Source organism: Vibrio sp. A37 (genome assembly GCF_059777565.1).
On record NZ_JBLNLI010000004.1, the window covers coordinates 269,120 to 285,554 of the forward strand.

Annotated in this window: 16 protein-coding genes; 9 read left to right on the top strand and 7 right to left on the bottom strand. The window is 42.1% G+C overall.

Annotated elements, in window-relative coordinates; translation table 11 throughout:
• The first annotated feature begins 280 nt into the window (after positions 1–280).
• Both ACM2FC_RS09450 and tdh read left to right on the top strand, forming a co-directional pair.
• A complete protein-coding gene (locus ACM2FC_RS09450) occupies positions 281–1,477 on the top strand; it encodes a glycine C-acetyltransferase (protein WP_498480660.1) in 1,197 nt (398 codons plus the stop codon).
• Entirely contained in the window at positions 1,477–2,508 is a 1,032-nt protein-coding gene (tdh, locus tag ACM2FC_RS09455) for an L-threonine 3-dehydrogenase (RefSeq protein WP_498480661.1), read from the top strand. The genes ACM2FC_RS09450 and tdh overlap by 1 nt, the downstream gene beginning before the upstream one ends.
• A 38-nt stretch (positions 2,509–2,546) precedes the next feature.
• Here the strand turns inward: tdh and preA are convergent, their stop codons facing one another.
• From preA to ACM2FC_RS09480, 5 genes are all read right to left on the bottom strand, one after another.
• A complete protein-coding gene (gene preA / locus ACM2FC_RS09460) occupies positions 2,547–3,761 on the bottom strand; it encodes an NAD-dependent dihydropyrimidine dehydrogenase subunit PreA (protein WP_498480662.1) in 1,215 nt (404 codons plus the stop codon).
• Between the two features lie 3 nt (positions 3,762–3,764).
• The gene (locus ACM2FC_RS09465; protein WP_498480663.1) at positions 3,765–5,018 is read right to left on the bottom strand and encodes an FAD-dependent oxidoreductase; all 1,254 of its coding nucleotides are present in this window, start codon (positions 5,016–5,018) and stop codon (positions 3,765–3,767) included.
• A 350-nt stretch (positions 5,019–5,368) separates the two neighbouring features.
• A complete protein-coding gene (locus ACM2FC_RS09470; protein WP_498480664.1) occupies positions 5,369–5,794 on the bottom strand; it encodes a hypothetical protein in 426 nt (141 codons plus the stop codon).
• A gap of 154 nt (positions 5,795–5,948) precedes the next feature.
• Positions 5,949–6,842, bottom strand: a complete 894-nt coding sequence (locus ACM2FC_RS09475) for a cation diffusion facilitator family transporter (RefSeq protein WP_498480665.1) — start codon at positions 6,840–6,842, stop codon at positions 5,949–5,951.
• A gap of 218 nt (positions 6,843–7,060) precedes the next feature.
• Positions 7,061–7,939 (bottom strand): LysR family transcriptional regulator, encoded by an 879-nt coding sequence (locus ACM2FC_RS09480; RefSeq protein WP_498480666.1) that lies wholly within the window; start codon positions 7,937–7,939, stop codon positions 7,061–7,063.
• 222 nt (positions 7,940–8,161) lie between these two features.
• On the opposite strand from ACM2FC_RS09480, the gene ACM2FC_RS09485 reads away from it, so the two are divergent.
• Positions 8,162–8,746 carry a class I SAM-dependent DNA methyltransferase gene (locus ACM2FC_RS09485; protein ID WP_498480667.1) on the top strand — a complete coding sequence of 195 codons (585 nt, stop codon included), beginning with the start codon at positions 8,162–8,164 and terminating at the stop codon, positions 8,744–8,746.
• Between the two features lie 53 nt (positions 8,747–8,799).
• Here the strand turns inward: ACM2FC_RS09485 and ACM2FC_RS09490 are convergent, their stop codons facing one another.
• On the bottom strand, positions 8,800–10,776 hold the full coding sequence (locus tag ACM2FC_RS09490) for an acetoacetate--CoA ligase (RefSeq protein WP_498480668.1): 1,977 nt from the start codon (positions 10,774–10,776) through the stop codon (positions 8,800–8,802).
• 254 nt (positions 10,777–11,030) lie between these two features.
• Between ACM2FC_RS09490 and phhA the strand changes: the two genes are divergently transcribed.
• From phhA to ACM2FC_RS09510, 4 genes are all read left to right on the top strand, one after another.
• Positions 11,031–11,825, top strand: a complete 795-nt coding sequence (phhA, locus tag ACM2FC_RS09495; protein WP_498480669.1) for a phenylalanine 4-monooxygenase — start codon at positions 11,031–11,033, stop codon at positions 11,823–11,825.
• Entirely contained in the window at positions 11,815–12,150 is a 336-nt protein-coding gene (locus ACM2FC_RS09500; RefSeq protein WP_498480670.1) for a 4a-hydroxytetrahydrobiopterin dehydratase, read from the top strand. Before phhA ends, ACM2FC_RS09500 begins: the two co-directional genes overlap by 11 nt.
• A 634-nt stretch (positions 12,151–12,784) precedes the next feature.
• Positions 12,785–13,477 carry an iron-sulfur cluster assembly scaffold protein gene (locus ACM2FC_RS09505; RefSeq protein WP_498480671.1) on the top strand — a complete coding sequence of 231 codons (693 nt, stop codon included), beginning with the start codon at positions 12,785–12,787 and terminating at the stop codon, positions 13,475–13,477.
• Between the two features lie 15 nt (positions 13,478–13,492).
• On the top strand, positions 13,493–14,485 hold the full coding sequence (locus tag ACM2FC_RS09510; protein WP_498480672.1) for a GGGtGRT protein: 993 nt from the start codon (positions 13,493–13,495) through the stop codon (positions 14,483–14,485).
• Between the two features lie 32 nt (positions 14,486–14,517).
• On the opposite strand, the gene ACM2FC_RS09515 is transcribed toward ACM2FC_RS09510, so the two are convergent.
• Complete coding sequence (locus ACM2FC_RS09515) at positions 14,518–15,078, bottom strand: hypothetical protein (RefSeq protein WP_498480673.1); 561 nt, start codon at positions 15,076–15,078, stop codon at positions 14,518–14,520.
• 90 nt (positions 15,079–15,168) lie between these two features.
• Here ACM2FC_RS09515 and ACM2FC_RS09520 point away from each other — a divergent pair, with 90 nt between their 5' ends.
• On the top strand, positions 15,169–15,831 hold the full coding sequence (locus ACM2FC_RS09520) for an SH3 domain-containing protein (RefSeq protein ID WP_498480674.1): 663 nt from the start codon (positions 15,169–15,171) through the stop codon (positions 15,829–15,831).
• Between the two features lie 136 nt (positions 15,832–15,967).
• Complete coding sequence (locus ACM2FC_RS09525) at positions 15,968–16,432, top strand: hypothetical protein (protein WP_498480675.1); 465 nt, start codon at positions 15,968–15,970, stop codon at positions 16,430–16,432.
• The last annotated feature ends 3 nt before the right edge of the window (positions 16,433–16,435 follow it).

The following is a 16,435-nucleotide window of genomic DNA, read 5'->3' on the forward strand; positions in this document are numbered from 1 at the left end:
ATTTACGACAAGAATCATCAATAACTGAAAGTGTGATGTAAATCTTATCGTCATTTAGATGAGCAAATTATTTTTCATAAGTCATAACTAGTTGTTAATCGTAATATAAAATGGGAGAGTACGAGTAATATTGATTGTTGCCTTAAATTCACTAATGTTTTTCCACCTTGGGGGATAATGCCAGAGTAGAGTTTGGATTACACTGAGGCCAAATAAACCCTACCTGTGACCTTTGGCAACTCTTAGTGTACACAGATAACATTTAAGCAAGGAATTAAGTATGTCATCTTCATTCTATGAGCAAATTCAAAACCAAATTGAAGAAGTGAAAGCAGAAGGTTTGTACAAATCTGAGCGTGTGATTACCTCTCAGCAGCAAGCGAGCGTGTCAATCTCTACTGGCCAAGAAGTACTGAACTTTTGCGCAAATAACTACTTAGGTTTGGCAAACCACCCTGAGCTTATCGAAGCGGGTAAACAAGGGATGGATGAGCATGGATTTGGCATGGCTTCTGTACGCTTTATCTGTGGTACTCAAGATATCCATAAAGAGCTAGAGCAAAAGCTTTCTAAGTTCCTAGGCAAAGAAGATACCATTCTTTATACCTCTTGCTTTGACGCAAACACAGGTTTGTTTGAAACGATTCTAGGCAAAGAAGACGCAATTATCTCAGATGCTCTAAACCATGCATCGATTATTGATGGTGTTCGCTTATGTAAGGCGATGCGCTTCCGCTATTCAAACAACAACATGGAAGAGCTTGAGCAACAACTTATTGCCGCAAAAGAAGCGGGTGCTCGTAACACGTTGATCGTGACTGACGGGGTATTCTCTATGGATGGTGTGGTTGCAAACTTGCCAGCTATCTGTGATTTAGCCGATAAATACGGCGCTCTTGTGATGGTTGATGACTCGCACGCTGTTGGCTTCATGGGTGAGACTGGCGCCGGTACACACGAATTCCACGATGTTGTTGATCGTATCGACATCATTACGGGTACTTTAGGTAAAGCGATGGGCGGTGCTTCAGGCGGTTACACTTCTGGTAAAAAAGAAGTGATTGACTGGCTACGTCAACGTTCACGCCCTTACTTGTTCTCTAACTCTGTTGCTCCTGCGATTGTAAATGCTTCTATCCGTGTGCTTGATTTACTACAAGAGAGCGGTGACCTACGTAAGCGTCTTTGGGAAAACGCGAACCACTTCCGCACTCGCATGACCAATGCTGGCTTCACAATGGCTGGCGCAGATCACGCAATTATTCCTATTATGTTAGGAGATGCAAAAGTTGCAGCTGAGTTTGCAGAGCGATCACTTGAAAAAGGCATTTATGTCATTGGTTTCTCTTTCCCAGTGGTACCAAAAGGTCAAGCACGTATTCGTACCCAAATGTCAGCTGCACATAGCCGCGAGCAACTAGATAAAGCGATTGATGCGTTTATTCAAGTTGGTCGTGATATGGGGATCATCGACTAATGAAAATCAAAGCACTGGCGAAATTAAAGCCTGAAGAAGGCATTTGGATGACCGAAGTGGACAAGCCAGAGCTTGGCCACAACGATCTTCTAATTAAAATTAAGAAAACGGCAATTTGTGGTACTGACGTGCACATCTACAACTGGGATGAGTGGTCACAAAACACGATTCCTGTTCCTATGGTTGTCGGGCATGAATATGTCGGTGAAGTGGTTGGTATTGGCCAAGAAGTTCGCGGTTTTGAAATTGGTGACCGTGTATCTGGTGAAGGGCACATTACCTGTGGTCACTGCCGTAACTGCCGTGGCGGCCGCACGCATCTTTGCCGTAACACGATTGGTGTTGGCGTTAACCGTACTGGTGCATTCTCAGAGTACTTAGTGATTCCAGCTTTCAATGCATTTAAAATCCCAGAAGAAATTTCTGATGATTTAGCATCGATTTTCGACCCATTTGGTAATGCTGTTCACACCGCATTGTCTTTTGACCTCGTTGGTGAAGATGTACTTATCACTGGCACAGGCCCAATTGGCATTATGGCTGCTGCGGTTGCCAAACATGTAGGGGCTCGCCACGTTGTAATCACTGACGTAAACGAATATCGCCTTAACCTTGCGAGAGAAATGGGTGTGACGCGCGCGGTGAACGTAGCCAAAGAAAACATCGATGATGTCATGGCCGAGTTAGGCATGACAGAAGGCTTTGATGTTGGCTTAGAAATGTCTGGCAACCAATCAGCGTTTGGCTCAATGCTTAAAGCAATGAACCACGGTGGTCGCATTGCACTGCTAGGTATTCCGCCATCAGACATGGGTATCGATTGGAACCAAGTTATCTTTAAGGGGTTGGTCATTAAAGGTATCTACGGACGTGAGATGTTCGAAACTTGGTACAAGATGGCTTCACTGATTCAATCTGGCTTAGATCTCACGCCAATCATCACTCACCACTACAAAATTGACGACTTCCAAAAGGGTTTTGACGTGATGCGCAGCGGCGCATCTGGCAAAGTTATTCTTGATTGGGAATAAGTTAGAAACGCCCCTTTGATAGGGGCGTTGTTTTATCTTTAGCAAGCTTGTTTGCTGACGACTTCTCCTGGAGTAATACAACCCGCCACTGGGCAAACATTTAAACATAAATGGCAACCCGGACATTTTGCTTTGTCTAATGAAGGTTTACGGTTTTCTTTGTCCCACAATATAGCTTGGTGAGCCCCATCTTGGCAGGATACGTAGCATTGGCCACAGCCAATACACAACTGCTTATCAAAGCTTGGGTAAATAATATGATCTCGGCTTAATTCTTCGGCTGAAACGGTATTTTGTAGTGAAAGACCAACCAATTGTTCTACACGATCAAAGCCCTTGTCTTCCATATAGTGGCTTAGCCCAGAAATCAGATCTTCGACAATGCGATAACCATGCTCCATGACGGAGGTTGTTACCTGAACGGTTCTAGAACCAAGCAACATGAAATGAACCGCGTCTTCCCAAGTGTAAATACCGCCTTGACCACTAATTGGGAGTTTAAATTCTGGGTGTTGCATGAGCTGTGCAATAAAGCGTAAGGCTATGGGCTTAATGGCACGGCCAGAATAACCAGAAATTGATGACTTTCCTTTAATTTGTGGTTGTGGTGTAAAGTTATCCAAATCTACGTTGGTCAGTGATTTCACGGTATTAATAGCCGCGATACCATCTGCGCCAGCACTTTGTGCAGCAAGAGCTGGAATTTCCATATTACCGATATTCGGTGTCATTTTTGCCCATACAGGTAAAGAGCTGCCTCTTTTCACCGCTGCGGTATAACGCGCGACTAAGTCTTCATTTTGACCAACGTCTGAACCCATCGCATCGTTGGTCATTTGCGGGCATGAAAAGTTACATTCAAGAATATCAACCCCAGCTTCTTCGCATAACCTAGCGAGTTGCTCCCATTCTTGTTCATTGGATCCCATGATCGAGGCGATAACCACTTTGTTTGGGTAATCTTTTTTCAAACGAGCCATCATTTCTAAGTTGCGTTCCAACGGTTTGTCGGATATTTGCTCCATGTTTTTAAAGCCGCTCCAACCACTGTTATCTCGAACGTGATCGAAGCGTGGCGACACTTCATTGGCGATAAAAAATCCAACCGTTTTGTACACGACACCAGCCCAACCTGCGTCAAAGGCACGCGCACACATTTCATAGCTGCTACTTACAGGGGATGAAGAAAGGAAAAATGGATTTTCACAATGAACACCATTTATCTCAATCGATAAGTCTTTTCGTAATGGCATAAATTATTTCTCCACTTCCAATTCTAAACATTCACCATTAGTGAGGCATTGTATAATTTGCTGAGCGACACGATGGCCATCAGCGACAGCGTCAACAACGGTACGGCCGCCATACACTACATCACCAGCCATAAATAGATGCTGATTTTTATCATCAGTGATATTTAGGTGCGTAGTCTGCCCTGTCGCGTCAATGAGTAAATCGCAATTTAGTTTTAACTCCGCTCCATCTATTTCGTGGTGAGTATGACGCTCTTGCCATTCTATAAATTGACCTTTAACACCAGTTAATTTTCCGTTTTGCTCGATGAGTTCTGTCACGATCACATTCGGGATAATGGGGACGCCAAGTCGATGAATATGCGCTTTCTCAGCGAGCGTTGCGGGCATTTCATTAATACTGCGACGATACAGTATGGTCGTATCGGCATTTAGACGTTTAGCTTCGTTAGCGCAGTCCATCGCTACGTCTCCACCACCAATGACGACAACGTGCTTTGCAGAAAAGTCTGGATTAGCCGAAGTCCGTTGTTGATATAGGAACTCGACCCCAGCTATGACTTGAGGAAGATCCGACTTAATAGATCGTTTGGGTTTCCATAAGCCACAAGATACGATAACAGCGGAGTAGTCCGACTGTAGTGTATCTAAGTTGATATTGGTGCCAACTCGACAACCATAGCGAATCTCAACACCGCAATTGACGATGAGCTCCACTTCTTTTTCAATGACCTCCAGAGGTAGTCGGGATTCAGGGATACCATAGCGGGCCCAACCACCAGCTTCTTGTTGAGCTTCAAATACAGTCACAGGATGTCCTGCTAACGCCAGTGATCGCGCAGCACTTAAACCCGCAGGTCCAGCACCGACAATTGCAACGGGCTGTTTATTCTGCTTCGTTGCTTTGCAGACTTTGATTTGGCACTCGTGCTCATAGTCTGTTAACACTTTTTGAATCATTGCGATATCGATGGGTTTGTCGAGTCCAGAGCGACTGCACCCTCTTTCACAGAGCTTCTCGGTTGGGCAAATGCGAGAACAGATACCCCCTAGTGGGTTGCGCTCACGAATTGTTTCTACAGCGCCTTTAATATTACGAAACCTTAATGAGCGAATGAACTGAGCAGGCTCTGTCTCTGCTGGGCAATGTTGGTTACATGGCGCATCGTGACAGAGTAAACAACGATGCGCTTCGCGTTCTGCGTTGTTTAGCTTTTCGCTTAAGGAGCGTTCATTCTGACGTGAATGTTCAATCATATCTTTCACTTCTTTTTATAGGGTCAGTGCCTTTCGAGTATAGGGAGCAAGTGAATGACGAAAATGATCTGGGTTAAGGGTGGGTTAATGGTTGGGTGGGAATTGATAAGTTTGTTAACTGCTTAACAGTTATCGAGTCAGATAATATTGTATCCAATAAATGGACTAGATTTTGCGCATGGGCGGGGTAGGTATGAGTAAGAAGAAAGGAAATGAAGTAACGAACTTTGCTTTTAGTGTTTTACAAACCAACGTAAAACCCAGTAATTAGGAAGGTTCTAATTACTAGGTTAATCTGCATTAAATATAACAGGTGAACGAGCGGCTATCTGTTCTGTTATAAAAGTATTTTACGTAAATTTTTCCCAGCGATTACTGACAAACAGATAGAAAATAGCCAAATCAGCTGCTTCAAATAATAAGCTTGTATATTGAACTTTGGGTATTACTGTTGGCACTATGCTTACAATCAGAATTGCAAATTTTAAATATACTCCCCACTTTTTCCAATTCCAAGTACCGGATATGGCAACAAGATTTATTACTTGTATTGCTAGCACCAGGTTTATGAGTGTCCCTAATGAAAGAGAGAGTACTTTTCGTAATAGCTCATTATCTAAGGTTAAGGCGCTGTTAATCGTGCTATCTGGTCCCGTTAAATTGTGAAGAATCACAAAAATAGCCAATATATAGATGATTGATAAGCCTATGGAGCAAAGCATATAAGAAGAAAACCAAAACCTGCGGTTTGGTGTTGAATGAAGGGTGTGTTGCATTGATAAATTTTAAATAGTGAATGAGTTTGTTGGTTTTATTATCACTATTATTTGGTTTCTCTACGGTTAAGGGGCAAGCCAGAAATGGAAAGAGAAATAAAGGAAAGATGCTTGAGGCTTTATTGTAGAACCGAAAAAGCGGACAGAGCCGATTTTAGCTTGCGATATTCATCGTAAGTTGCAGATCTAACTGAATTTTAGACAGCTTTCTTTTAATTGCCGAGCGAGTTTTTGCCACTTCTGCAACGGCTAAGTTATTACTAGTGGAATGTATGTCTACGTTTACTCGCAGCTCACGGCCGATTTTGGTCACGCCAGCGAGTTTTATATGTTGTTTAGTTTCCTTATTCGCATCAGCGAGTCCTTTGCTGACTGATAGTACGAGCTCCCTGTCAGGCGACATCATCAACAGTTCTCTAAATGCTTCTCTAAGCATATCAAACGGTACTTTTATAAAGTAACCAGCCATCAATAGCATCATCGCAGGATCAGCGTAAACGGCGAGATGAGCCCATGACGATTTTGATATTAACCATGCCGCGACAAACCCAGTCATGACGACAAAGCTTAGTAGTGTATCCATTTTCCACTGCTTTACTTCAGCTTCGATCAGGCCAGAGGAATAGAGCTTACTCTTTTGTTTAATAGACCACCAAACATAGCCGCAAGCAAGTGTACTAACAAAACCAAATAGCGTTGCAATGGAAGTATCAACAGGGCGGCCACCGCTTAGCATTGCGATGACAGCGGAATATATCGAAGAGCCGACAACCATTAAGATAACAGCACCTTTGACGGCAATGACGACTGGTTCCAGCATGGCTTTACCAAAGGGAAAATGGTTTTTTGCTGGAGATTGAATATAGCGAGCGACGGCAAGTGACAATAATGTTAACAGTAAGCTGACTAATGAATAGACGCCATCAAACATGATGACGATTGAGCTAGCAAGCAAACCTAAAACGAGTCCTCCAAAAGCGAAGCCTGCAGCCCCAAGTGCTGAGAAAGTAAGGATTCTTTTTTCGTTTAAGCTTGTTTTAGCACACATATAATCAACCACACAATGAACACACTGTTATTGTTTGCTTATATGGTCAAATATACAAATAACTTCTGAGTATCTATTGATAACTAATTTGAAAATTTATCATATATTCAACAAAAACAACTAGATAAAGCTAAAATTTAGTGTCAATTATATTGGCGGTGAGTGATTATTAAACAGTGCCTTATGGAGAGATTTAGTTGTTTTATGCGTAAATTGGTTTAAAAATCAAATAAAAATTCATTCAATTTATCTGCAAGCCAAGTCATTCCTGGGTGCTCCTGCATTCCGGATGCCGTAAACATGCAATAATCTTCTTGAGTTAGGCCATAGGTGTGTCGGATTACTGCCAAGTTTTGCTGCCGTAAATGATGGCGTATCAAAGGCTCTGGTAATACGCCCCAAGCATCTTCAGTCAAGATAGTGTTTAACATGTAGTCGAAGCTGGAAAAGCCTATATACCGCGTAGAGAAGGGTTGTAATTCTGGGTTGTCTTTCTCATTTAAATACACCATGACAGCTTGCATTTCTTCGCGCAGTACTTCATCCGACACGCGCCGTAACTTGCACAAGGAATGTTCACCATTGCAAACGGACATCATGCGAATTTTACCGAGAGGATTATATGTGATTTTAGGGTCGTCAGCTCGTTCGTAATCGACACCATATGCAAAGTCTACTTGTTGAGTTGCCACTAAATTTGCAAGGTCGCCAGTTGAGGCCAAAACAATATTAAACGAAGTGGCGGGAAACTTATTGTTGAGTTTGTGCGTTAAATCTTGCCAAAGTTCATCAGGTAGTGAGTCATCACGAGCAATCCACACTTCGGCATTGAACTCCCCAGAGACTTGAATACAAGTTTGTTTGATACGAGCTGAGGTAAACAGCAAACTTTCACAGTCTTTGTAAATGGCTTTTCCTGCTTCAGATAAGGTTAATTTGTTGCCACTTCGAGTAAAAAGTTCAGTATCTAGCTCTTTTTCTAACGCTTTTATAGCCATACTGAGTTTGGTTCGGTTACAATTGAGTTGTCGAGCAGCTTGAGAAACTGAGCCCGTATCGGCAATTGCACAAAAGGCTTCGACTTGAGAAAGATTCATAACATGCTCTTAGCTAGGGTCTGTTTATCTTGTGAGATTGAATTTTGTTCGAACTCTTAGCCTTTTAATCGCGGCGTAGGTTAAGAAGCTTAGCATTCTAAGTGATTAACCCTAAGAGTACCTGAATAATAAACAAATTTTTCCAAATTGTCTTTTAAGGTGATATAACATTGGTAGTCGCTTGGCACAGAAACCAAGCAGAATGTAAATTGGGAGAGCATTATGGCGAGTGAATGGGATGACTGCGCTGAAAAATGGGAGCTTGATGAATCGACGATACACTTTGCAGATCATGCATTTAAAGAGCTGAGTAAAGTTGTAGAAATAACGGACATAGAGGTACTTGATTTCGGATGTGGCACAGGGTTGCTAAGCCAAAGGTTGTCACCACTTGTAAAAAATATCGTCGCTTTAGATAGTTCCGAATCAATGATTGAACAGCTCGATAAAAAAATGCTAGGAAATGTCGAACCAGTCGTAGACATGCTGACCAGAGGGCTAGTGGCACAACACCCCGCTTTTCGTAAGCAGTTTGATTTGGTCGTTGCCTCTTCTGTCTGTGGATTTTTAAAAAGTTTCTCAGAAGCAGCCGATATCATCTATGCCATACTGGATAACGGTGGGGCTTTTGTTCATTTTGACTGGTTGCTAGAAGATGATGAAACGGGTGTGGGCATGACAAGACATAAAGCAGAACAAGTATTGACTAGTGTTGGATTTGAGTCGGTTGAGGTCTCCGTACCATTTGAAATAAACACCCAATCTGGTGTAAAACAAGTTTTGATGGGTGTGGCTAAGAAAGCCTAATTTGCTTGATAATAAAAAGTGAGCTCTTGTTTAAAACAAGAGCTCTTTGCTTTTTATGAGTTAATTTTTTCGGCAATTTCCTCTAATACATCTGGGTTTTCTATTGCACCAATGTTATTTACTTTCTGACCATTCACGACTTGTTTAACCGCGAGCTCAACAATTTTTCCAGACTTAGTTCTGGGAATGTCACTGATGGCAATTATTTTTGACGGTATATGACGAGGGCTACAGTTTGTTCTCAACGTGGTTTTTATGTTTTCTGCTAATTCACTATCTAAAATATGATCAGGGGCGAGCTTTAAAAATAGAACGATTTGTTCGTCGCCATGTACTAATTGACCAACGGCTACCGAGTCAAGTATTGACTCCATTTGATTGATTTGGCGGTAGATTTCGCCAGTTCCTATTCTGACTCCACCGGGGTTCAGAGTAGTATCGCTTCTGCCGTAAATGACAAAGCCGCTGCTTGCAGTCATTCTTATATCGTCGCCGTGGTGCCAAGTATTTGGATATTTACTCCAATATGCGTTGTGATATTTTTCACCGTCGTCTTGCCAAAAACCGAGAGGTTGATTTGGGAAGCTATTTTGGCATACAAGCTCGCCACGTTCATTGGTCACTTTTTTACCCTCTTCACTCAATGCAGCTATATCTAAACCAAGCCCAGCCGACTGGCATTCTCCCTTATAGACAGGGGAGATAGGGTTACCTAATACAAAGCATCCGCATATATCGGTTCCGCCAGATATCGACGCGAGGTGTAGATCGGATTTAATATGTGAATATACAAATTCAAATTGTTCTGGGTAAAGTACGGAGCCTGTTGAGCAAAGTGTCCTCAATTTCGGTAGGTCATAGTTTAAGCTGGGGCTCACATGTTGCTTTTGCATGGCTTCTAGATATTTTGCTGAAGTGCCGAAAAGCGTAACGCCCAGCTCTTGGGCTAGTTGCCACAAAACGCTTGGAATAGGGTAAACAGGACTGCCATCATAAATAACTAATGTAGCCCCACTAGCCAAAGAAGAAACGTGCCAATTCCACATCATCCAGCCGCAGGTAGTGTAATAGAAAACCTTGTCCCTTGGCTGCACATCGCAATGAAGTTGGTGTTCTTTAAGATGGTTTAATATCGTGCCTCCAACACTGTGCACAATGCATTTAGGTTTACCCGTTGTACCTGACGAGTAGAGTACATAGAGTGGGTCGTTAAATGCGACGCGTTTGTAGCGAATACCTCTGGGAATATAGCTGGCTAATATTGCTTCCCAGTCAGAAAACTGGCTATTTGTTTCTTCATTATGCCTGTTGCTAACTAAGTACTCTATTTGGCATATATTCTGGACACTTGATATAGAAGAAACGATTTCAGCGTTTTTCTTATGCATTTCATAGGATTTACCATTGAAATGGTATCCATTACAGCAAAATAGAATTTTAGGTTTTACTTGCCCAAACCGCTCAACAACACTTTCCACACCAAAATCTGGTGAGGTAGAGGTCCAGATCGCGCCTAGACTTGTTGTTGCAAGCATTGCGATAACCGATTCGGGGATATAGGGTAAGTAACCCGCTACAACGTCACCTTTTTCCACACCGTTCTGTTTCAGCCATTGCTGCATAATTGATACTTGATCGCTTAACTCTTGCCAAGTGAATTTTCGGCTTTGACCACTTTCATTTTTAAAATGTATCGCGATTTCGTTGGGCTGTTGAAAAGCGTAGGAGAGTAAGTTTTCTGCGTAGTTGAGTTGAGCTTGGGGAAACCATATTGTATCCCGACTTGGATAAAAACTATCCCATTTAGCGATCCCTTCTCCATGAATGCAATCGCCCATAAAACCAATCACATCGCAGTATTGCCATACTTCCAGCCAGAAGCGTTTTTTATCTTTTACGGACCAATGGTGTAGCGAGGGGTAATCTGATATCGCTTCACCTTGCATATTAATATGTTTGATAAATTGGGTTAGGTTCGAGCTTTCTATCCGCTCACGACTTGGCGTCCATATAGGATCTGAGGGAGACATGGCTTATTCATTCCTATGCTTTGTTTGTTCTAATTATATTAAAAAAGCGAGATGTTATATTTGTTATAAGTGTTATTGCAATTTGCAAGAAAGTCAAACTGGTTTCGTATTAATATCTTTATGAAATTAATAGCAAAAAACTATAATGTAAAATATTTGTTACATAGGTGTTCGGGTATAAATCGTTTCAGATATTGGCGCAGTTTATTCAAAAAGTTAGGCTTAAAGTATCGGATAAGGATAGGAGAGGGTTGATGACTCAGTACCATTCCAAACCATTAAATCAAAAAGGCTATGTCTCTTGGAATGACGATGAAAATCGAATTTGGCATGATCTTGTAGTAAGGCAGCAAAAAGTATTACCTAACAGAGCGTGCCAAGCCTATTTAGACGGCCTCGACATGCTTGATTTACCGATCAATCAAGTCCCACAACTACCAGACATCAATAAAATACTTGTTAGAGAAACGGGTTGGAAGGTAGAACCAGTACCAGCATTAATCAGTTTTGATAAATTTTTCGCGCTACTATCAGAGCGCAAGTTTCCTGTAGCAACCTTTTTACGTTCACGTGACGAGTTTGATTATTTGCAAGAGCCTGATTTTTTCCACGAAATCTTTGGTCATTGTGCAATGTTGACTAACCCTGATTTTGCAATGTTCACACACACCTATGGAAAGTTAGGACTAAGTGCAGATGCTAAGAGGCGCGTATATCTCGCACGTTTGTATTGGTTCACAGTCGAGTTTGGTTTGGTGAAAGAGAATGGCGAAACCAAAATTTATGGTGGAGGTATTCTTTCCTCTCCGGGTGAAACAGTGTATTCGCTTGATAGTGATGTCCCGAAAAGAGCAAGCTTTGATCTACAAACGGTATTAAGAACGCCATACCGAATTGATATTATGCAGCCCATCTACTATCTATTAGATAACCTGAAAGAGCTTTACCGACTGAGTCAGGTCAATCTGATTGATCAAGTCGATGTGGCAATGAAGGCAGGTTTACTGCCACCACTATTTGAAGCAAAGGAAGTCACAAATGCTGAATGAATTGCAATGTGAAGCATGTAGTAAAGAGTCCGTCGCGCTTTCAGAAGAGGAAAGTCGGTCATTGTTGCTAGAACTTAATGATTGGACACTTGTTGAGCGCGATGGTATCCCGCAGTTAGAAAAAGCATACCGTTTTAAAAACTACAAGCTGGCTTGGAGCTTTTCAAACAAAGTATCAGAATTAGCTGAGCAAGAATTCCATCACCCATCTATATTATTAGAGTGGGGCAAAGTAACGGTCACCTGGTGGAGTCACTCGATCAAGGGCTTACACAAGAACGATTTTATTTGTGCCGCTAAATGCGACGAATTTTTGGATAGCTAAGTAACAAGCAAAGTGTAAAGAATTTACAGTTTAAACAGTCTGACACAGAATCCCCTTTCAACCCGGGTGTCAGGCTGTTTTTTCTTTTCTGAAGTAACAAACTACATTTATATTCTCTCCATTTAAGATAAACCTTATTAACAGATAGATATATAACTAAATTTTTATAGAAACAAACACTATAAGAAACTGATTGCATTGTTTTGTGTGTTAGAACTATCATTGTCCGATGGTGATGGAGTTCCACCGAGTGAACCGCCAGTTTGGTAAGGGCCTGTTGACCTTTTGAGGTCGATTTTTGTTCGAATTCCAAGCTTTTTAATCGCGGCACAGGCTATGAAACTTAGCACATTCTAAGTAAGTGGCCTGAAACAAAGAGTAAAAAGCTTGGAATTGAACCCTTTGGGCAACACATTGTCGTGCTTTCTGCTGTGTTAGCCCTTGTTTGTGGAGATAGCTACACGGCACAAGTGCTGCCTAGCATAAAGCACGACAATGTGCTGCAAAAATAATCTCAAAAGGTTAACAGGCCCTATTGACTCCTACAGAAATGAGAACTGGTGTTGGTGCTGGCAGTCTGTTTTTGTGGGGCGCTATCTAAATTCACCTGTTTTCCATAACTTAGGGAAACACTATGCAATACTCTTCCGAAATTAAATCCATGTGCTCAATTCAAAAGGGCGATTTACACCATTCCGCTCCGATTCCAATAGAAGGTCAAATGTTACGTCCAAAAGACGTGATAGCAATCTCTGGGTTGAGCTATGGCGTGGGAGCCTGCGCTCCCCAGCAAGGTGCAGCTAAGCTCACTCTGAATGTAAAGCAAGGTGTTGTAGAAGAGGTTCTTATCGAAACTATTGGTTGCTCAGGTATGACGCATTCAGCCGCGATGGCGAGTGAAATATTAACTGGGAAAACGATTCTTGAAGCTCTGAATACCGATCTCGCCTGCGATGCTATCAACGTGGCAATGAGAGAAATATTTCTCCAGTTTGTTTATGGAAGAACACAGACAGCATTTTCTGAGCAAGGATTGGACATAGGTTCTGCTTTAGAAGATTTGGGAAACAGCAAAAGAAGTCAAGTAGGTACCAGCTACTCAACATTGGCAAAGGGACCAAGGTATATGGAGTTAGCAGAAGGATATGTGACTAAGCTCGCTCTAGACGAAAACAGTGAAATCATTGGCTATCAATATTTAAACATTGGTCAGATGCTTTCTCATATTGAAGATGGTATGACGCCAGACGCTGCTATCAATAAATCCACTGGGACGTATGGTAGATATGAAGAAGCCATCACCACTATAAACCCAAGAAACTGCTAATAAGGAGCTAGCAAAATGGAAACTCAATTTCAAGACAATAGTCAAGTTTGCTTGCTACTCAATGATATGAACATGTCGTCAATAGAAGAGGCGCATAAATACTGTATGACATTTGGTGTTGATGCTAAAAAAGTCGTGTTGGAAACTCAGCCAATTGCATTTGATGACGCATGTAATGCATACACACTAGGGGCTGCAATCGCATTACATCGTGGTTGTGAGAATGCTGGTACAGCGGCCATGGCGATTGGTGAAGGGCTACAAGCATTTTGTAAACCAGGCAGTGTCGCGTTTCAACGACAAGTCGGCTTGGGTCATGGCGCTTTGGCTGCGAGGTTGTTAAGTGAAGATACGCACTGTTTTGCGTTTCTTGCTGGTCACGAGTCTTTTGCAGCTGCGGAGGGTGCTATTCGTATTGCTTTAAATGCGAACAAGTCTCGGGAAACTGAGCTCAGAGTTATTCTGAATGGTTTGGGTAAAGATGCTGCTTATTTAATTGCACGACTCAACGGTTTTACCTACGTAAGAACCAGTTATGACTATGATACCGATGAATTAATTGAACTAAACCGACACCGATTTTCCAAAAAACTAAGAGGTGACATTTTATGTTACGGCGCGGATGATGTTAGAGAGGGTGTCGCTATTATGCATAGTGAAGGTGTTGACGTAAGCATTACAGGGAATTCAACCAATCCAGCTCGATTCCAACACCCAGTTGCTGGGATTTACAAAAACGAGAGAAATGCTCAAGGGAAAAATTACTTCTCCGTTGCTTCTGGAGGTGGTACAGGGCGTACGCTTCATCCTGATAATGTAGGAGCAGGGCCAGCTTCTTACGGAATGACAGACACAATGGGAAGAATGCATGCAGATGCGCAATTTGCAGGTAGCTCTTCGGTGCCAGCGCATGTTGCTATGATGGGATTTGTTGGCATGGGTAACAATCCTATGGTCGGAGCCACAGTTGAACTCGCTGTTGCCGTTGACCAACAGCTGCATCACTAGAGTTTGTGTCTAAGAATATTTGGTCGGGTTATTTATTGATTTGTTAGGAGCTCTTGAAGGAGCTTTGCTTCTTGTTCGTAAAGAGATCGTAAGTAACCCACTTTGTTTATCAATACATTGAGATCTTTTTCTAGTTTATAATTGCTAAGCGCATAATGTGTACTAGTGATTGCATTTCTCACCAATTTCGCTTCATCGCAGTGAGTAGAAATTTCTTCCCATTGTTGCTGCATATTCTGAACCCCGGGTAGATTTGAACGCAAATGTTTTTCTTCTGCAGCCAGTTGAGACACAACCATATTGGCATTGTATATTTGTTGGTTAACTTTCAGCTTTAAGCTGCCATTGTGGGGTAGCCAAAATTGTTCTAATTCGTCTAAGGAAAACTCTTGATGGAGAAAATTTTTTTGTCTGTGCAAATAAAGCATCTGATTGAATGATGAAGCGTGTTTATTATACCACTCATCAAGCTGTTGCTGTTTCTCTAATGCTTGATTCCAGCTATTTTCTTGGCAATGTTCACCCTTTACCCATGAGGGTAAAGCTAATGCGACAATGGCCGCTATAGTAAGAGTGAAGTGTCGCCAAGTCATAAGGTGATCCAACGCACGCTGTTAATGTGATAACTGTAAGTATAGGGAAAAATATCAGGCTTACCTCTCGATATTTTGGAGAAGCATTTCATGAAGAAACTTTTGATGGTGTTACTGCTTGTTCTGGGGCTCGCGTGTGCTGGTGGGGGGTATTACATTTTCGTTTTAAAGCCAGAACAAGACGCAAAAAAGGTGCAAAAGCCTAAAAAAGTGAAAGAGCCAGAGCCAGAGCCAGAAAAAGTAGAAAAGAAAGCCCCACCTCCAGCACCGATCACAGAATATTTTGTCGGTACAGAAGAGCTAGGTGTTCGAGATGGAGCAAGTTACGACGCTTTCATCAATGACCGTATGTATAGAGGCGAAAAGGTGACGATTCTAGAGCGAAAAGGCGATTGGGGGAGAATCTCCCGCTATTACGTTTATTCCGAAGGCGGCAAAGAAGAAGCTGACTGGTTACCGATGGCGGGTCTTGTGACGTCACCGCCAGTTGTTTCTGAAGAAGAGCGTCGAGATACTCTGGTTTCTTTTGTGGGCAAGTCAGATGACTTTAAATTGCATGAAGACGCTTTTCTTAAAGCTACCGATACGTTACTAAAGCAAGATAAGTGTCGGCCAAGTGACTTTCAAGAGTTAAGAGGCTGGGTTAAATCGGTAAAGTATAAGAATCGGAAGGTATATTTCGTCTATTGTGGGGGAATAGAGCTGATAAATAAGATTTATCTTGATGTAGAGACTGGAGATACGTTTGAGTGATTGAAACGTGCTCAAAAATCTATTGATTTTCGACCGATTAATCTTAGTAATAGAGCTTTTAGAAAATTTTAGTTGCAGATTGACGGTCGAATGCCATAGTATTCACGCTAGATTTTATGCAGCTATTGTTTTGTAAATGCCGATTCGCTTCTTAAGATATTTTGTTATCTCAATCCTTGCGACAATTTTGCCTTCGCAGGCGATGGCGACCCTGCTACAAAATGATGCAAATAGTTCTTCTTCTCGTTTAACCCTTCAAACTACCTCCCAAGTGAATCTGGATGAAGCATTTGGAGAGTGCAGTAAAAACGAGACAACTCAATGTTCACCTGCGACGACGCCTTCTGCAACTCAAGATAAGTCTTCAACATTTGAGAATCTTGGTACGAGTCGCTGGAATTCCTCAAGAACTGAGTCTGATACTACTCACCCTGTTCACCCGAACAGCAATAAGCTCAACACTCAAAATAATCAGCCGACGCAGAATACTCTTCAGGTTTCGACGACAAAAACGAGTGCAGAGTACACTTCTAGCCACCGAATATCCGGATGGAAGGATACTAACGCCCATTATGTGGCGCTAAATAGTCAAAACTCCTAATTT